This window comes from Nonomuraea sp. LPB2021202275-12-8 (genome assembly GCF_037044575.1).
Taxonomy (GTDB): domain Bacteria; phylum Actinomycetota; class Actinomycetes; order Streptosporangiales; family Streptosporangiaceae; genus Nonomuraea.
In genome coordinates this window covers 45,181-60,017 of record NZ_JBAHWD010000038.1, presented here as the reverse complement: position 1 = coordinate 60,017, position 14,837 = coordinate 45,181, and the positions used below count along the sequence as shown (strand labels likewise).

Annotated in this window: 14 protein-coding genes; 4 read left to right on the top strand and 10 right to left on the bottom strand. The window is 71.0% G+C overall.

The window, feature by feature from the left end; genetic code table 11:
• Nucleotides 1–33: 33 nt before the first annotated feature.
• Nucleotides 34–390: a VOC family protein gene (locus V5E28_RS41230; RefSeq protein ID WP_336215304.1), complete on the top strand. Its 357-nt coding sequence runs from the start codon at nucleotides 34–36 to the stop codon at nucleotides 388–390.
• Between the two features lie 108 nt (nucleotides 391–498).
• On the opposite strand, the gene V5E28_RS41225 is transcribed toward V5E28_RS41230, so the two are convergent.
• From V5E28_RS41225 to V5E28_RS41195, 7 genes are read right to left on the bottom strand one after another with little or no spacing between them, the layout of a single operon-like run.
• Nucleotides 499–1,722 (bottom strand): ROK family transcriptional regulator, encoded by a 1,224-nt coding sequence (locus V5E28_RS41225; RefSeq protein WP_336215302.1) that lies wholly within the window; start codon nucleotides 1,720–1,722, stop codon nucleotides 499–501.
• Between the two features lie 21 nt (nucleotides 1,723–1,743).
• Complete coding sequence (locus V5E28_RS41220; protein ID WP_336215299.1) at nucleotides 1,744–3,558, bottom strand: glycoside hydrolase family 9 protein; 1,815 nt, start codon at nucleotides 3,556–3,558, stop codon at nucleotides 1,744–1,746.
• On the bottom strand, nucleotides 3,555–4,523 hold the full coding sequence (locus V5E28_RS41215) for an N-acetylglucosamine kinase (RefSeq protein WP_336215297.1): 969 nt from the start codon (nucleotides 4,521–4,523) through the stop codon (nucleotides 3,555–3,557). Before V5E28_RS41215 ends, V5E28_RS41220 begins: the two co-directional genes overlap by 4 nt.
• A complete protein-coding gene (locus V5E28_RS41210; protein ID WP_336215296.1) occupies nucleotides 4,520–5,782 on the bottom strand; it encodes a 6-phospho-beta-glucosidase in 1,263 nt (420 codons plus the stop codon). The genes V5E28_RS41215 and V5E28_RS41210 overlap by 4 nt, the downstream gene beginning before the upstream one ends.
• Entirely contained in the window at nucleotides 5,779–6,606 is an 828-nt protein-coding gene (locus tag V5E28_RS41205; protein WP_336215294.1) for a carbohydrate ABC transporter permease, read from the bottom strand. Before V5E28_RS41205 ends, V5E28_RS41210 begins: the two co-directional genes overlap by 4 nt.
• Nucleotides 6,603–7,544: a carbohydrate ABC transporter permease gene (locus V5E28_RS41200; RefSeq protein WP_336215292.1), complete on the bottom strand. Its 942-nt coding sequence runs from the start codon at nucleotides 7,542–7,544 to the stop codon at nucleotides 6,603–6,605. Before V5E28_RS41200 ends, V5E28_RS41205 begins: the two co-directional genes overlap by 4 nt.
• Entirely contained in the window at nucleotides 7,544–8,899 is a 1,356-nt protein-coding gene (locus V5E28_RS41195) for an extracellular solute-binding protein (RefSeq protein WP_336215290.1), read from the bottom strand. Before V5E28_RS41195 ends, V5E28_RS41200 begins: the two co-directional genes overlap by 1 nt.
• Nucleotides 8,900–9,287: 388 nt before the next feature.
• On the opposite strand from V5E28_RS41195, the gene V5E28_RS41190 reads away from it, so the two are divergent.
• Nucleotides 9,288–9,842, top strand: a complete 555-nt coding sequence (locus V5E28_RS41190; protein ID WP_336215289.1) for an RICIN domain-containing protein — start codon at nucleotides 9,288–9,290, stop codon at nucleotides 9,840–9,842.
• A 139-nt stretch (nucleotides 9,843–9,981) separates the two neighbouring features.
• On the opposite strand, the gene V5E28_RS41185 is transcribed toward V5E28_RS41190, so the two are convergent.
• The 3 genes from V5E28_RS41185 to V5E28_RS41175 all read right to left on the bottom strand — a co-directional run bounded on the left by V5E28_RS41185 (nucleotide 9,982) and on the right by V5E28_RS41175 (nucleotide 12,834).
• Entirely contained in the window at nucleotides 9,982–10,644 is a 663-nt protein-coding gene (locus tag V5E28_RS41185) for a response regulator transcription factor (protein WP_336215288.1), read from the bottom strand.
• A gap of 6 nt (nucleotides 10,645–10,650) precedes the next feature.
• Nucleotides 10,651–11,802 carry a sensor histidine kinase gene (locus V5E28_RS41180; protein WP_336215286.1) on the bottom strand — a complete coding sequence of 384 codons (1,152 nt, stop codon included), beginning with the start codon at nucleotides 11,800–11,802 and terminating at the stop codon, nucleotides 10,651–10,653.
• Nucleotides 11,803–11,901: 99 nt separating this feature from the next.
• Complete coding sequence (locus tag V5E28_RS41175; protein ID WP_336215284.1) at nucleotides 11,902–12,834, bottom strand: LysR family transcriptional regulator; 933 nt, start codon at nucleotides 12,832–12,834, stop codon at nucleotides 11,902–11,904.
• A gap of 100 nt (nucleotides 12,835–12,934) precedes the next feature.
• On the opposite strand from V5E28_RS41175, the gene V5E28_RS41170 reads away from it, so the two are divergent.
• Both V5E28_RS41170 and V5E28_RS41165 read left to right on the top strand, forming a co-directional pair.
• Entirely contained in the window at nucleotides 12,935–13,897 is a 963-nt protein-coding gene (locus V5E28_RS41170) for a fumarylacetoacetate hydrolase family protein (protein ID WP_336215283.1), read from the top strand.
• Nucleotides 13,887–14,831: a cyclase family protein gene (locus tag V5E28_RS41165; protein ID WP_336215282.1), complete on the top strand. Its 945-nt coding sequence runs from the start codon at nucleotides 13,887–13,889 to the stop codon at nucleotides 14,829–14,831. The genes V5E28_RS41170 and V5E28_RS41165 overlap by 11 nt, the downstream gene beginning before the upstream one ends.
• Nucleotides 14,832–14,837 lie beyond the last annotated feature (6 nt).

The following is a 14,837-nucleotide window of genomic DNA, read 5'->3' as shown; positions in this document are numbered from 1 at the left end:
TCACTCTCGAAACGACTGGAAGGAGCGGTTCGGGTGGACCTGTACAGCGTGGTGTGCGTGCGTGACCGGACGACATCGCAGAAGTGGTTCGAGGTGTTCTTCGGGCGGCCGGCGGATGAGATCATCGGCGAGGAGTACCTGTGGCAGGTCGGTGAGAACGCGTGGGTCGTCATCGACGACCGGCACGTGCGGGCCGCACGGGTGGGCGGAACCATGATCACGCTCGGCGTGACCGACCTCGACGACATCTTGGCCCGGCTGGCCGCGCGCGGCATCGAGCACGAGGGCGTGGAGACCTACGGCAACGGCGTGCGCCACGTGGAAGTCCTCGACCCGGACGGCAACAGCCTGTCGCTCGCGGAGGCGCCCGCCCAGTCATCCGTGGCCTGATCACCCACCGGATGGCAAGCGATTCGGCAGCGTGCTGCCACGCGTACTCAGGCCTGGCGAAAGAGACGGGGATCCGTGGACTCGAACGCAGTTGTAGCGCGGCGAGGGTCAGCGGCCCGCTGCGGTGACGGGGTCGCCGTCGCGGGTGGCCTGCCCGAACACCTCGTCCCTGACCCGGGCGAGCGCCAGGTCCATCGCGCCGACCAGCACCGGGTTGCCCCGGACGGCCGACAGCCGCACCCGCAGCCGCTTGACGTCGAGTGCCCGCAGTTCGCGCTCGACGAGGTCGCGCAGCCGCTCGCCCCCGGCGGACACCAGGCTCCCGGCCAGCACGACGAGTCCCGGGTCGACGACCGAGGCGATGGTCGCCAGGCCGAGGGCGACCCGGGCGGCCACCGTACGCAGGCCGGCGAGCGCCTCCTCGGCGGCCCTCCCGGTGCCTTCGGCCAGGCGCACCGCGGTCGCCACCGACTCCTGGAAGTCGGCCCCGTGCACGCCGTACGAGCGCAGCAGGTCGTGCACGGCCGGTCCGCCGGCCAGGGCCTGGTAGCCGTGGTGGCCGAACCGGCCGCCGTCGAGGGCGGTGGCCGCGCCGGGGATGGGCATGTAGCCGACCTCGCCCGCACCGCCGAAGAAGCCGCGGTGCAGCCGCCCGCCGATCACGAGGGCGGCGCCGAGCCCCTCCCCGGCCCACAGCAGCACGAAGTCCGGGCAGTCGGCCGCCGCGCCGTGCGCCTGCTCGGCGCGGGCGACGAGGTTGACGTCGTTCTCCACGTCGACGGTGACGCCGAGCCCGTCGCTGAGCGTGGGCACCAGGTCGGGGATCTGCCAGCCGGGCATGTCCGCGGCGGTGGCGTAGTCGAGCCTGCCGGTCGTGGGGTCGACGGCGCCCTGCACGCCGATGACGACGCGGCGCAGCGGGCCGGGCGACTGCGCCGCCTCGACGGCCTCCCGTAGCCGCTCGACCAGGCCGCCGCCCGTGGGCGACGGGGCGGGCGAGCCGGCCGCGCCGACGACGGCGCCGGTGATGTCGGCCACCTGTACGCCGATCCGCTCGGGGGTGACGTCCAGCGCGGCCACGTACGCGGCGGCGGCGTTGACCCGGTAGACCTCGGCCGTGCGTCCGGGCTGGCCCGCCCGGACGCCGTCGTTGACCACCAGGCCCGCCTCCTGCAGGCGGGCCAGGAGCTGGAACGCCGTCGGTTTGGACAGGCCGGTCAGCTCGCTCAGCTCGGGACGGGTCAGCGGGCCTTTCTCCAGCAGGATGCGCAGTGCGGCGCGGTCGTTGATCGCGCGCATCAGCCTCGGCGTCCCGTGGACTGGGGGCTTCACGTCACCTCCACGTCAGGGGCGTCATGTCGACGTCAACGTGAGAGCGTACAGGGCGATGGCCGCGAAATCGTCGGCCGGCTCGGACGCCTGCCAGGAGCGCACGTCGTCGACGAAGCGGCTGCCGTGCCCGGTGAACCGCTCGTAGCGGTCCACTCCGTCGGCCGGGCAGGCGGGCATCTCCTCGAAGTGCTCGCCCAGGCCGTCCTCGAACAGGTTCGCGTCGTTGGGGCCGTTGACGACCGCGCCTGTTGCGGGCTTGCCGGTGATGTTGGCGATCTGGTGGTGCGGGCAGGCGATCGAGTGCTCGCCTGCCCCGGCGACGAAGGACACGCCCCAGGGGTTCGCGCCGAGCGCCCAGTTGCGCTGCCGGGTGCCGAAGGCGTCGTAGGCGCCGTCGCCGGTCACCGACCGGTACAGGCGCGCGGTTGCGGCCAGGCCGAACGCGTGCGGAACGGAGTCGAAGGTGTCGTAGCGCGCTCCGGCGCGGAACGGGTCCGTGGCGGCGCGGTGGGCGCCGATGTCGAGCTGGGCCTTGAGCCCGGCGATCAGGTCGGCCTCGGAGACGGCGTGCCCCCCGGTTCCGGCCGCGCGCATGGCCTTGACGAGGTCGGCGTGGGCCAGGGCGCTCACGTCGTACAGGTTGAGCGTGTCGCCAGGCTCCTCGTCCAGGTAGCCGCGCGCCCAGCGGGCCGACTCCGCCAGCCACCGCCCGGCGCGCGGGTCGCGCAGGCGCTGCGCGGCCAGGGCCAGCTCGGCGCCGCCGAGCTGCATGTCGTCGCGCCAGACGCTCTCTGGGTAGAAGGCGTGCGGCAGGGAGGTCACCAGCCGGTCCACGCCGGTGGTCTGGGCCATCGCGTAGATGGAGGCGGCCTGGTCGAGCAGCTGGGTGGCGCGCCGGTGGGACGGTTCGAGCTGGGCGGCCAGGGCGAAGGCGGCGGCCGTGCGGCCGGCCAGGTTCGGGCTGATCGGCCGGCCGGGGGCGGCGGCGCGGAAGACCGGGCGGTGGCGGATGAACCGGTGCCCTTCGGCGTCGTCGCCGTCGTCGGCCTCGGGCAGGCGCCAGATGTCGTGGTCGCCGACGAACGTACCCTCGGCGTTGCCGGCGCCGATGCCGACCTGGATGTAGAGAGTCTTCGACTCCTCATCCCACATCTTGTCCAGATATTTCAGGCCGTGTGCTGCTTCGTTCCGCAGGGCGGGGCTCGGGGCCGTCCCGTCCCGCTGCGCGGCCCAGAGCAGCGTGTCCACGTACGCCAGGATGTGGGTGAACTTGAGGTAGTCGCCCGCGTCGAACCAGCCGCCCTCGACGTCGACCGGGCCGCCGATCTTCGTCAGCTCGCCCTTGATCTGGTCGGTGTCGGGGCCGGCGAACACGGGCCAGTCGTAGACGGAGGCGGCCCGGTCGTTGAGGTGGCTCGGCCTGCGCGGCGCGTCGGCGCCGTCGCGCTGAAGGCCGAAGAAGCCCAGCACCTTGGCCGCCGGATTCCGCGACGGCGCTATCTCGAACTCGGCCGACGTCGTCCCGCCGGCCTTGACCCGGTAGAGGCCGGGGGTGCGCAGCCGGGTCAGGTCGAGGTCGTGGACGTGCGGGTAGCGACTGTTCCAGGCGCCCTGGTCGCGGCCAGCCCGCCCGGTGAGGACCACCCGCCCGCGGCGGTCGACCACGGTGAAGCGCCCCGCCCGGCCGGAGGTCATCAGGTAGGCGTGCTTGCTCTCGCCCGGCCAGTATCCGACCTGGTCCACCCGGACGAGGGCGGGGGCGGCGGCCTGGGCGGGGGCGACGTTCGCGGACGCCAGCATCGCCAGCGCGAGCGTGGCAGGGATCAGCCTTCTCATCTGCTCCTCCTGAAATGATCGCGAACTCGGGTGCGCGCGGCCTCGGCCGCGCCGAGCAGGTCCAGTCCGGCCAGGGCGGCGCCCGCGACAGGAGGGAGGGCGCAGACCACGACCCGCGCGTGCGGCGCGCTCGCGCCGACCGCGGCCTCGATCATGCCCTGCATGTACGGGTCCCGAGCCGTCAGCACGCTCCCGCCGAGCACCACCTCGACAGGCGTGTTCAGCAGACCGAGCCGCTCCAGGCACACCCTGGCCATCACCGCCACCTCCTCTGCCTGCCGCGCGACCAACCCCCTGGCCACGGCGTCGCCACCGGCCGCGACGGCGAACAGGCCCGGCACCAGCTCGTGCAGCCGGGCCGGGTCCAGCTCGCCGAAGTGCAGGGCGAGCACCACCTCCGCGACGCTCGCCGTGCCGAAGCGCGTGACGACCAGCTCGGCCAGCGCCGTTGCCGGGCCACGCCCGTCCTCCATCCGGGAGGCGTGCCAGAGCACCCATTCGGCCAGCTCCTCGCCGCCGCCCCAGTCGCCGCTGCGCTTGCCGAGCGCTGGAAAGCGCGCCACCTCGCCGGACGGGGAGACGCCGGCGGCGTTCATGCCGGCCCCGCACACCACGACGACGCCGTACGGCCGGGAGGCGCCCGCGCGCAGCACCGCGAAGGTGTCGTTGGCCACCGACACCTCGCCCGCGCAGCCGCGTGCCAGAAACTCCCCGCGCAGCGCCTCCTCCTCAGCGGGGAAGTCGGCTCCGGCCAGGTAGGCCGACATCACGTCGGCGTACGGCGCGGCCATGCCGTCGCGCAGCGCTCTGGCCCCCCGCTCCACCACGTCCGCGGCGGCGCCCACCCCGGCGCTCTGGGGCAGGAACGGGCCGGTCCGGCCGGTGGCGAGCACCGTGCCGTCCTCGGCCACCAGCGCGAGGTCGGTCTTGCTGTTGCCGCCGTCCACAGCCAGGATCGTCCTCATCGCGCTCCTGCCCAGCGCAGGTGCGGACGGTTGGCCTCCAGCAGCAGCCCGGTCAGCTCGCGCGCCAGGTGCTCCTGGCCGACGAGCGGGTGGGCGAGCAGCGCGTCGGCGATCCGTCCACGCCCTCCGTGCAGGGCGGCTTCGAGGGCGAGCGTCTCGTACGCCGACACGTGCGCGACGAGCCCGGCGTACAGCGGCTCGACGGGGGCGACGGGCAGCGGGACGGCCCCCGAGGCGGTGATCCTGGCCGGGACCTCGACGACCGCCTCGTCCGGGAGGAACGGCAGGACGCCGCCGCCCCGCACGTTGACGACCTGGGTGTCGCCCCGGTCGCCGAGCAGCGAGGCGATGAGCGCCACCGCCGCCTCGGAGTAGAAGGCGCCACCGCGCTGCTCCAGCAGCGCGGGCTTGGTGTCGGCGGACGGCGAGGCGTAGAGCTCCAGCAGCCGCCGCTCCAGGGCGGCGACCTCGGACGCCCGCGTCGGCGCGGTCCGCTGCTCCTCGACGACGAGATCATGGGCGTAGAAGTAGCGCAGGTAGTAAGACGGCACCGCGCCCAGCCTGGTGACCAGCTCGACCGGCAGGCTGATCCCGGCGGCGATCTCCGGGCCGTGCCGCCGGATCAGCTCCGGCAGCACGTCAGCCCCGTCCAGGTGCACCGAGCGGACCCAGGTGAGGTGGTTGAGGCCGACGTGGCCGAGCGACACCCGCGACGGCTCGACGCCGAGCATGGACGCGAAGCGGCGCTGGAAGCCGATCGCCACGTTGCACAGCCCGATCGCGCGGTGCCCGGCGTCCAGCAGCGCTCTGGTGACGATGCCGACCGGGTTGGTGAAGTCGACGATCCACGCCTGGGGCGCGTGCTCGGCGATCACCTCGGCGATGTCCAGCACCACCGGCACCGTGCGCAGCGCCTTGGCCAGCCCGCCCGCGCCCGTCGTCTCCTGGCCGACGCAGCCGCAGCGCAGCGGCAGCGTCTCGTCCACCTCGCGGGCCGCCTGCCCGCCCACCCTCAGCTGCAGGAGGACCACCGCCGCCCCGGCGACCCCTTCCCGCAGATCGGCGGTGGCGGTCACGGTGGCCGGGTGCCCGGCAGCGCGCAGCATCCGGCGGGCCATGCCCGCGACCGGCTCCAGCCGCTCCGCGGCCGGATCCACCAGCGCCAGCTCGGTCAACGGCAGATCCTCCCGCAGCCGCGCGAACCCGTCGACCAGCTCAGGCGTGTACGTCGAGCCGCCCCCGACCACGGCGAGTTTCAACCTTTCACTCCCGTCAATGTGACGCCCTCGATGAAGACCCGCTGGGCGAAGAGGAAAACGATGATCACCGGGGCGGTCACCAGCAGGGTGGCGGCCATGGTGAGGTTCCACTGAACGCTGTGGAAGGCCTTGAAGGTGGCCAGTCCGAGCGACAGGGTCCAGCCCTCCTGGTCGACTCCGGCGTACAGCAGCGGCCCGTAGTAGTCGTTCCAGCAGTAGAAGAAGGAGAACAGCGCCACCGCGGCGATCGCGGGGCGGGCCATCGGCAGGATGACGGTGAACAGGATCCGCACGTCCGAGCAGCCGTCCACCTTCGCCGCGTCGGTGTAGTCGCGCGGGATCGTGATGAGGAACTGGCGCAGCAGGAAGATCGAGAAGGCGTCGCCGAAGAGCATCGGCAGGATCAGCGGCCACAGCGAGTCCGTCAGGTCCAGCCGCGCCCACACCAGGTAGATCGGCACCGCGACGACCTGTGGCGGCAGCATCATCGTGCTGATCACGACGAGGAAGGCCGCCTTGCGGCCGCTGAAGCGGAAGCGGGACAGGGCATAGGCCGCGGGAATGGACGAGACCAGCATGAACAGCGTCGCCAGCGAGGCGTAGACGAAGGTGTTGACCGTCCAGGTGAGCAGTTCCGAGCGGGCGAAGACCTCGCCGAAGTTGGCCCAGTTCCACTGCTGGGGCCACAGCTGACTGGTGAGCGCCTGCTCGTCGGTCATGAGCGCGGTCAGCGCCACGAACGCGATCGGGCCGAGGAACATCAGCGCGAGCGCGATGGCCAGCGCGTGCTGCGCGATCCACATCAGGCCGCGCCTGTGCGTCATGACGCCCCCTCCGCCCGGTTGAACTGGCGCAGCAGGATCAGTGTGAACAGCATCGCGACCGCGAACAGCAGCAGTGCGTGCACGCAGGCCAGCCCCATCGACCAGTCGCGGAAACCGGTGTGGAACAGGTGCTGGGGCAGGGTGAGCAGGGAGCCGTCCGGATAGCCGGGGGTGAACGTGCTGCCTGCCGAGTCGGTCGCGCCGGAGGCCACCCGGGAGGCGATCATCGCCTGGGTGAAGTACTGCACGGCGTAGATCACGCCGGTGACCGCCGAGAACATCAGCACAGGGGAGATGACGGGCAGCGTGACGCTGCGGAACTGCCGCCAGCCGCCCGCGCCGTCGATCGCGGCCGCCTCGTACAGGTGCTTGGGCACGTCCAGCAGCGCCGCCAGGAAGATCATGATGGTGTTGCCGGCGCCCCACAGGGCGAGCAGGGTGAGGCTGGGCTTGGCCCAGGCGGCACTGCCGAACCAGTCCGGGCCGGTGATCCCGAACCAGGCCAGCACCTGGTTGACCGGGCCGGTCGCCGGGTTTAGCAGGTACACGAAGGCGACCGTGCCGGCCACCATGGGCACCAGTGACGGCAGGTAGAAGATCGTCCGGAGGATCGCGCCGCCGCTCTTCAGCTTGGCCAGCAGTTGCGCCACGCCGAGCGCGAACAGGACCTGGGCCGGGACCATGAACACCACGAGCCAGAGGGTGTTCAGGGCCGACTGCAGCACGCGGGTGTCGGAGAAGGCGTAACGGTAGTTGTCCAGGCCGATGAACTCCAGCGTGAACAGGTCGTACCGGTGGAAGGAGAAGTACACCGTGGACAGCAGCGGGTAGACGAAGAAGACCGCGACACCGATCATCCACGGCGACAGCCACAGCAGGGCGCGCGCGCCCTCGCCGCGCCACCGGGGCGGCGGCGCGACGCGGGTGGAGACCATCATCAGCCTCCGGAGAGCTTCAGCTTGTCGTTGATCCGCTTGTCCACCCCGGCCAGCCCGGCGTCGAGGTCCTTGACCGCGCCCTTCTCCCACTGGGTGAGGAAGGTGGAGAAGGCGTCCTGGTTGAAGACGCTGTTGACGTTGGCCGGCAGCGTCGAGGTCTTGGGGTGGGCGAAGATCTTGAGGAACGTGGCGAAGTTGTCGTCCCTGGCCAGGTCCGGGTGTTCCATGGCGGCCTTGGTGGTGGGCACGTTGCGCAGGGCGTTGGACAGCGTCACCAGCGACTCGGTGTCGGTGGTGAGGTGCTTGACCAGCTCCCAGGCGTGCTGCGGGTTCTTGGAGCCGCGCGGCACGCCCATCACGGTCCCGGCGGTGAAGCCGCTGCCGTACAGCTCGGGCTTGTCGTCGGCGACGGGCAGCGGGGCGGTGCCGTAGTCCATGTCCTTCGCCACCGGGTCGTTGGCGATCATGGCGTTACGCCACTCGCCGTCGAGCACCATGGCTACCTTGCCCTTGAAGAACGGGTGTTCGGCGCCCCACTCGTCACCCAGCCCCTTGCGGAACTTCTCCAGCTTGTCGTAGCCGTACCAGTCGACCAGCTCCTTCTGCCAGCGCAGGAGCTCCTTCCAGGCGGGGTCGGCGCCGATGGCCGAGGTGCCGTCGTCGTTGTACCAGCTGGCGCCGACCATGGGGCCGAGGTGGCTGGGGGAGTTCTCGTAGTACTGGAAGCTCGGGATGAACCCGGCGACCTTGATGTCGCCGTCGGCGTCGCGGACCGTGAGTTTCTTGGTCAGCTCGGCCAACTCGGTCAGGGTCTTCGGCGGCTGCTCGCCCTTCATCAGCGCCTTGTTGTAGTACAGCCCGTACGCGTCGGCCAGTAGCGGCATCGTGCACCGCTTGCCCTCGAACTCGGTGTAGGCCCGGGACGCGGCCGGCAGCACGCCGAGGTCGATGCCGTCCTGCTTGATGACCGGGGTGAGATCCTGGAACGCGCCGCTCTTGCACCACTGGGCGACGTTGTCGGTGGTGAACGAGGCCGCCACGTCGGGCGCCTTGCCACTGCGGATCGCCTGGGTGATCTGGTCGTCCTGGATGCCCTTCTTCATGGTGACCTTGATCTGCGGGAACTTCTTGGTGAAGCTCGCGACCGCCTCCTCGAACGCCTTCGCCTCGACGTCGGTGGAGAAGCCGTGCCACAGCTCCAGCGTGGCGGCGGGCAACGCGGCGGCGGCCGGGCCGCTGCCGCTCGTCGTGGGTTTGGGCTGGGCGCCGAGCGAGGGTGGTGCCTCCTTGCCCGCGGTGCATGCGGTCAGCGACAGGGCCAGCAACCCGGCCGCCGCGAGAGGGACGAAGCGCACGAGGGTCTCCTAGGGCTGGTGTGGGGGGTTACGTCGTCCACCGGAGAATTAGTAAGGATTCCTAACTTGCTTGGGACCGTAAATGGTCGATTCGGCGCGGTCAAGCTCCCGAAACCAACTTGTGACGTCATGGTGAGCGCGTCGACCAGCGAATTGGGTTAGGACCCCTAACTAACTACGCCATCTGCAGCCGCTCCGCACGCCCTCCGGCCGCCGGTTCTTCTTCTCGTACAGCAGGACATCCTCCTTGAAGCAGATCTTCGAGCCGGCCCGCATCAGCGGCAGGGCAGAGCGGCGATTCAGCGGCCAGGCCGATGTGGGCCACCCGGCGGCGAACGGATAGTGGGGACGCACGTTCCCCACAAGATCATCCAAAAGGGAGATTTCCATGCCCAAGCCGTTCCGCATGATCGCCCTCGCCGCCATGGCGACGGTCCTGGCCGCGACCCCGGCCGCGGCCACGGCCAACCCCGACCCCCAGCCTTTACCGCGGGACGGAGACACAGTTCAGGCCGCCGGATGGTACAGGATCAAGAACGACAACAGCGGCCTGTGCCTCGATGTGGAGGGCGCCAGAACCGGGAACGGCGCCCAGGTGATCCAGTACCAGTGCAACGGCAACTACAACCAGCTCTGGTACATCTCCGGCGACGGGTCGATCAAGCCCAGGCACGTCTCCTCGCTCACGAGGTGCCTGGCCATCGGCAAGAGCAGCCAGGCCAACGGGGCTGACGCCATCCTCTGGGACTGCCTCGGCAGCCCGGGCCAGAAGTGGGGCTTCTATCAGCTCGGCGGCAACGTCAACAAGATCGTCAACATGAACTCCCAACGGAAGTGCCTGGCCATCGGCAGGAGCGTGGTCGCGAAGGCCGACGCCATCCTCTGGGACTGCATCGCGACGAGCCCGGGCCAGAAGTGGCAGTTCTACAAAATCTCCAACTGACCTCGGGGGCGAGGCTCCCCGGCGGACCTCCCGGGCCTGCGCACCGCGCAGGCCCGGGAGGCGCTGATGGGCGGGGGCTCTCGCGCGAGGATTCCGTTCCTGACGCCCTGTCCTGGCAGTCATCGGAGGGCCGCCGCACTCAGCCGGGCTTGGTCAGCCCGTTCTCGAAGGCGAAGATCACGGCCTGCACGCGGTCGCGCAACCCCAGCTTGGCCAGGATGTGGCTGACGTGCGTGCGGACGGTGCCTTCCGAGAGGAACATCCGGGCCGCGATCTCGGCGTTGGACTGGCCGGTGGCGATCTCGGCGAGGACCTCGCGCTCGCGGCGGCTCAGCAGCTCGGCGCGCCTGTCAGGAGCGTGCGCCGGGCGCGATGGCTGGTGGGCGACGAAGTGGGAGACGAGCAGCCGGGTGGCCGACGGCGCCAGCACGGACTCGCCGCGGTGCACGGTCTTGATCGCCTCGGCGAAGGCCTGCGGCCCGGTGTCCTTGAGCAGGAATCCGCTCGCGCCGGACTTGAGCGCGCCGAAGACGTAGTCGTCGAGGTCGAAGGTGGTCAAGATCAGGACTTTCGGCCCAGCCTTGGCGCAGATCCGTTCGGTGGCCTCCAGGCCGTCCATGCCGGGCATGCGGATGTCCATGACGACGACGTCGGTCTCGACCTCGGCCAGCAACTCCAGCGCCTGCTTGCCGTCCGCGGCCTCGCCGACCACGGTGATCGCGGACTCCCTGCGCAGCACCAGCCGGATGCCGGTGCGGACCAGTTCCTGATCGTCCACCAGCAGCACACGAATGGCGGTCATGACGTCCTACGCCCACGGCAGTGTCGCATCGACCTGAAAACCCGCCCCTTCCAGCGGCACGGCGCGGCTGGTCCCGCCGAACATGGCCGCCCGCTCCCGGATGTTGACCAACCCGTGCCCGTGCCCGTCCCTGCCCGGCTGGGCCGACCCGCCGGAGCGGCCGCCGCCGTCGTCGCGTATGCGCACGTGCAGCCCGTCGTCGGCGTATCGGAGCAGCACCTCGGCCGTGGCCTCCTTCCCGGCGTGCTTGAGGGTGTTGGTCAAAGCCTCCTGCACGATCCGGTAGGCCGCCAGCCCCAATCCCGGCGACACCTGGCGGACGGGTCCGTCGATCCGTAACCGTACTCGAAGGGGCAGCCGTTCCACCAGGGCGGTGATCGTCTCGATGCCCGGCTGGGGCGCCATCGGCGCCTCACGCAACATCCCGACGACCAGCCGCAGCTCCGCCAGCGCGGCCCGGCCCAACCGGCCGATCGCCCCGATGGCCCCGCTCACCTCCGCCAGGTCCGCGTCCAGCAGCGCGGCCTCGGCGCCGTCGGCCTGGATCACCATGGCGCTGACGTTGTGGGCCACGGCGTCATGGACCTCGCGGGCGATCCGCACCCGCTCCTCCGCCACCGCCCGGGCGGCGGCCGCCTCCTGCTCGCGGCGCAGTTGCTCGGCCAGGTCCGCCAGTTGCCGGTTCCGTACGGCCAGCAGACGCATGCCGGTGGCGAAGACCAGGACCCAGCCCACCACGAACGTCGCGTTGCCCAGGGCTGACCAGAACGCGCTCGGCAGCCACGTGTTGGCATGCGTCCACTCGATCAGCACCAGGGCGCTGCCGGGCGCCGCCGCCCACGGCGAACGGTGCACGGTCACCGAATACAGGGCCAGCAGCGGGCCCATGTTGTTCTGCCCGTAGTGGTAGCCCAGCTCGTGGTAGGTCATCGCGGCAGCGCAGGAGACCAGCAGCACCGTCACCGGCCAGCGGCGGCGCCAGATCAGCGGCAGGTTGACCAGGGCGCTGATGGCCAGGCCGAGCGCGTCGGGCGGCCGGTCCGGCGGCTGGGGTTCGATGACGGGGAAAATCCACGACCCGACGGCCAGCATGACCGCCACCACCCCGTCCACGAGCAGCGGGTGGCGCCGGGCCAGGGACACGGCCTTAGCATGCACTCGCGCATGCTAAGCGCCCGCCACCGTGATCACATCAGCCGCGCGGCAGATCCTCGGTACGCGTTCTGACGGATGGACGGCAGACACCGTCCGTACGGGTCACGGCGTGGACGCCCTGGCGGGGGAGTCGGCCGCGATCTCCTTGGCCAGCCGGGCGGCCGTTTCGCGCAGCCACAGGTGGGCCGCGTCGTGGGTGTGCACCGGGTGCCACCACATGGCCTCCTGTAGGGTCACCGCCTCGAAGGGGCAGGGCAGCGTGCGCACCGGGGCGAGATCGTGCAGCAGGTCGGCCAGCCGCCGCTGGATCAAGGCCACCCGCCGGGTGCCGGCCACGAGGCCGGGCAGGAGCTGGAAGCTCTGCACGGACACGTCCACGTACGGTTCCAGGCCGAGCATGGTGAGCTGGCGGGTGACGGGCGCGTCGAAGGGCCGCTGGTAGATCACCCAGGGCAGGCGGGCCAGATCGTCCATGGTGATGCGCTCGCCCACGTCGGGGTGGTCGTCGGCGACCAGGCACACCCACTCGTCACGGAAGAGCTCCACGGCCGGCAGGTCGCTGATGACGCCGTGCGGCATGAGCATCCCGTCCACGCCGCTGAGGATCGCGTCGGCGTTCTCCACGATCTCGGGCGTCACGTGCCGGAAGTGCAGCCGGACGCCGGGCGCCTCCTCGTGCAGGATGCGTGCGAGCCGGACGCCGAAGACCGCGATGCCGTAGTCGGAGGAGAGCAGGGTGAACTCGTGCTGCTCGCTCGCCGGCTGAAAGTCGGCGCGGCTGGCGAACAGCCGCTCCAGCATCGCGGACGCGTTGGCGGCCGGAGCGCGCAAGGCGGTGCCGAGCGGGGTCAGCTCATAGCGGTTGCCCTGCCTCACCAGCAGTTCGTCGGAGAAGTGGCGACGGAGTCTGGCCAGGGCGGCACTCATCGCCGGCTGGCTCAGCCCGATGCGCCGGCCCGCCTTGGTGACGTTCCGCTCCTCCAGAAGGGCGCACAGGGCGACGAGAAGGTTGAGGTCCAAGCTGGCGAGATTCATGGCACATCCGTGTGGTGGATGGTCGGGATCCAGAGAATCGATTTCCCAGATTCTTTTGCAGGGTTCAAGGTTAGGGGCACTGCCACTCGGAGGAAACCTCGTGGAAACATCCCCGTCTCTCGCCGGACCGTTCGCGCTCGGCACCTTCTCATCCGGGACCGGTTCTGCCTTTCCCGGCCTCGTCATGGACGATCGGGTCCTCGACCTGAGCACGTACGCGTCGTCCACGCGGACCCTCCTGGAGCGCTGGGACAGCGCCCTGCCCCTGCTGCACGAGGTCGCCGCCGCGAGGTCGGGGGAGTGGCTGCCGCCGGCGGAGCTACGGGTGCACGCGCCTGTCGAGCCCCGGCAGATCTTCCAGTCCGGCGCCAACTACCGCACGCACGTCATCGACCTGGCGGTCGCGCACGAACCCGCCGATGGTCGTCCCGCGGGACAGGTGCGGGCCGAGGTCGGGGCGATGATGGACCGGCGCGCGGCCGAGGATCAGCCGTACGTGTTCATCGGCCTGCCGTCCTCGGTCACCGGTCCGTACGACGATGTGGTGATCCCGGCCTGGTGCGCCAAGCCGGACTGGGAGCTGGAGCTGGCCGCCGTGATCGGCCGCGCGGCCTTCCGCGTCAGCCCGGGCGACGCGCTCGGCCACGTCGCCGCGTACACCGTCGCCAACGACATCACCGCTCGCGAGCTGGTGTTCCGGCGCGACATGCCGGAGATCGGCACCGACTGGCTGCGGGCCAAGAACGCGCCTACGTTCACTCCGCTGGGTCCGTACCTGGTGCCGTCGGTGTTCGTCGCGGATCCCGGCGACCTGCAGGTGACGTTGCGGCTCAACGGTGAGGTGATGCAGGACGAATCCACCAAGGACATGATCTTCGACGTGGCGCGGTTGGTGTCGTACGTGTCGCAGACCGTGGAACTGCTGCCCGGCGACCTGGTGCTGACCGGCAGCCCGGCGGGCAACGGCCTGCACTGGGGACGGCTCCTGCGGGCCGGAGACGTCATGGAGGGAACGATCACCGGGCTCGGCACGCAGCGGAACAGGTGCCGCGATGAACGCTGAAGAGGCCATCGCCGAGGTCGCCGCCCGCTGCTCCAACTGGGGGCGTTGGGGCGAGGACGACGTGCTGGGCACCGTCAACTTCATCGACGCCGCCAAACGTCGCGCGGCCGCCGCGCTGGTCCGGCAGGGCGCGTCCTTCTCGCTGTCCCAGCGCTTCGACACCGACGGCCCGCAGAAGGGCTGGCGCCGCCGCACCAATCCGGTGCACACGATGACCGACACCGGGCTGGACGCGGTGCACGGCGACCAGGGGTTCCCGCACGGTTTCGGCGGGGCGGACGACGTGATCGCCATGCCTCTGCAGTGCTCCACCCAGTGGGACGGCCTGGGCCACATCTTCGACCACGGCAGAGCGTGGAACGGCCGCCCCGCCGACAAGGTCGTCACCAGCGAGGGCGACCTGGTCACCGGCATCGAGCACCTGGCCGCCCCGGTGGCCGGCCGGGGCGTGCTGCTGGACGTGGGACGCGTGATCGGCGACGGCGAACTGCCCGACGGCTTCGCCATCACCGAGGAACACCTGACCGCCACCGCCGAGGCGCACGGCGTGGCGGTCGGCCGCGGTGACATCGTGTGCGTGCGCACCGGCAGGCTCAGCCGGGCCCGGCGCGAGGGCTGGCGCGACTACGCCGGCGGGCCGGCCCCGGGCCTGTCGTTCACCACGGCCGGTTGGCTGCACCGCACCGAGATCGCCGCGATCGCCACCGACACCTGGGGCTTCGAGGTGCGCCCCAACGAGTTCGAAGGAGCCTTCCAGCCCCTGCACCAGGTCGTCATTCCGCACCTCGGGCTGCTCATCGGCGAGATGTGGGATCTGGACGCCCTTGCCGAGGACTGCGCCGCCGACCACGTCTACGAGTTCTTCCTCACCGCCGCCCCGCTGCCCGTCACCGGCGCGGTCGGTTCCCCCGTCAACCCCCTGGCCATCAAGTGAGGCACG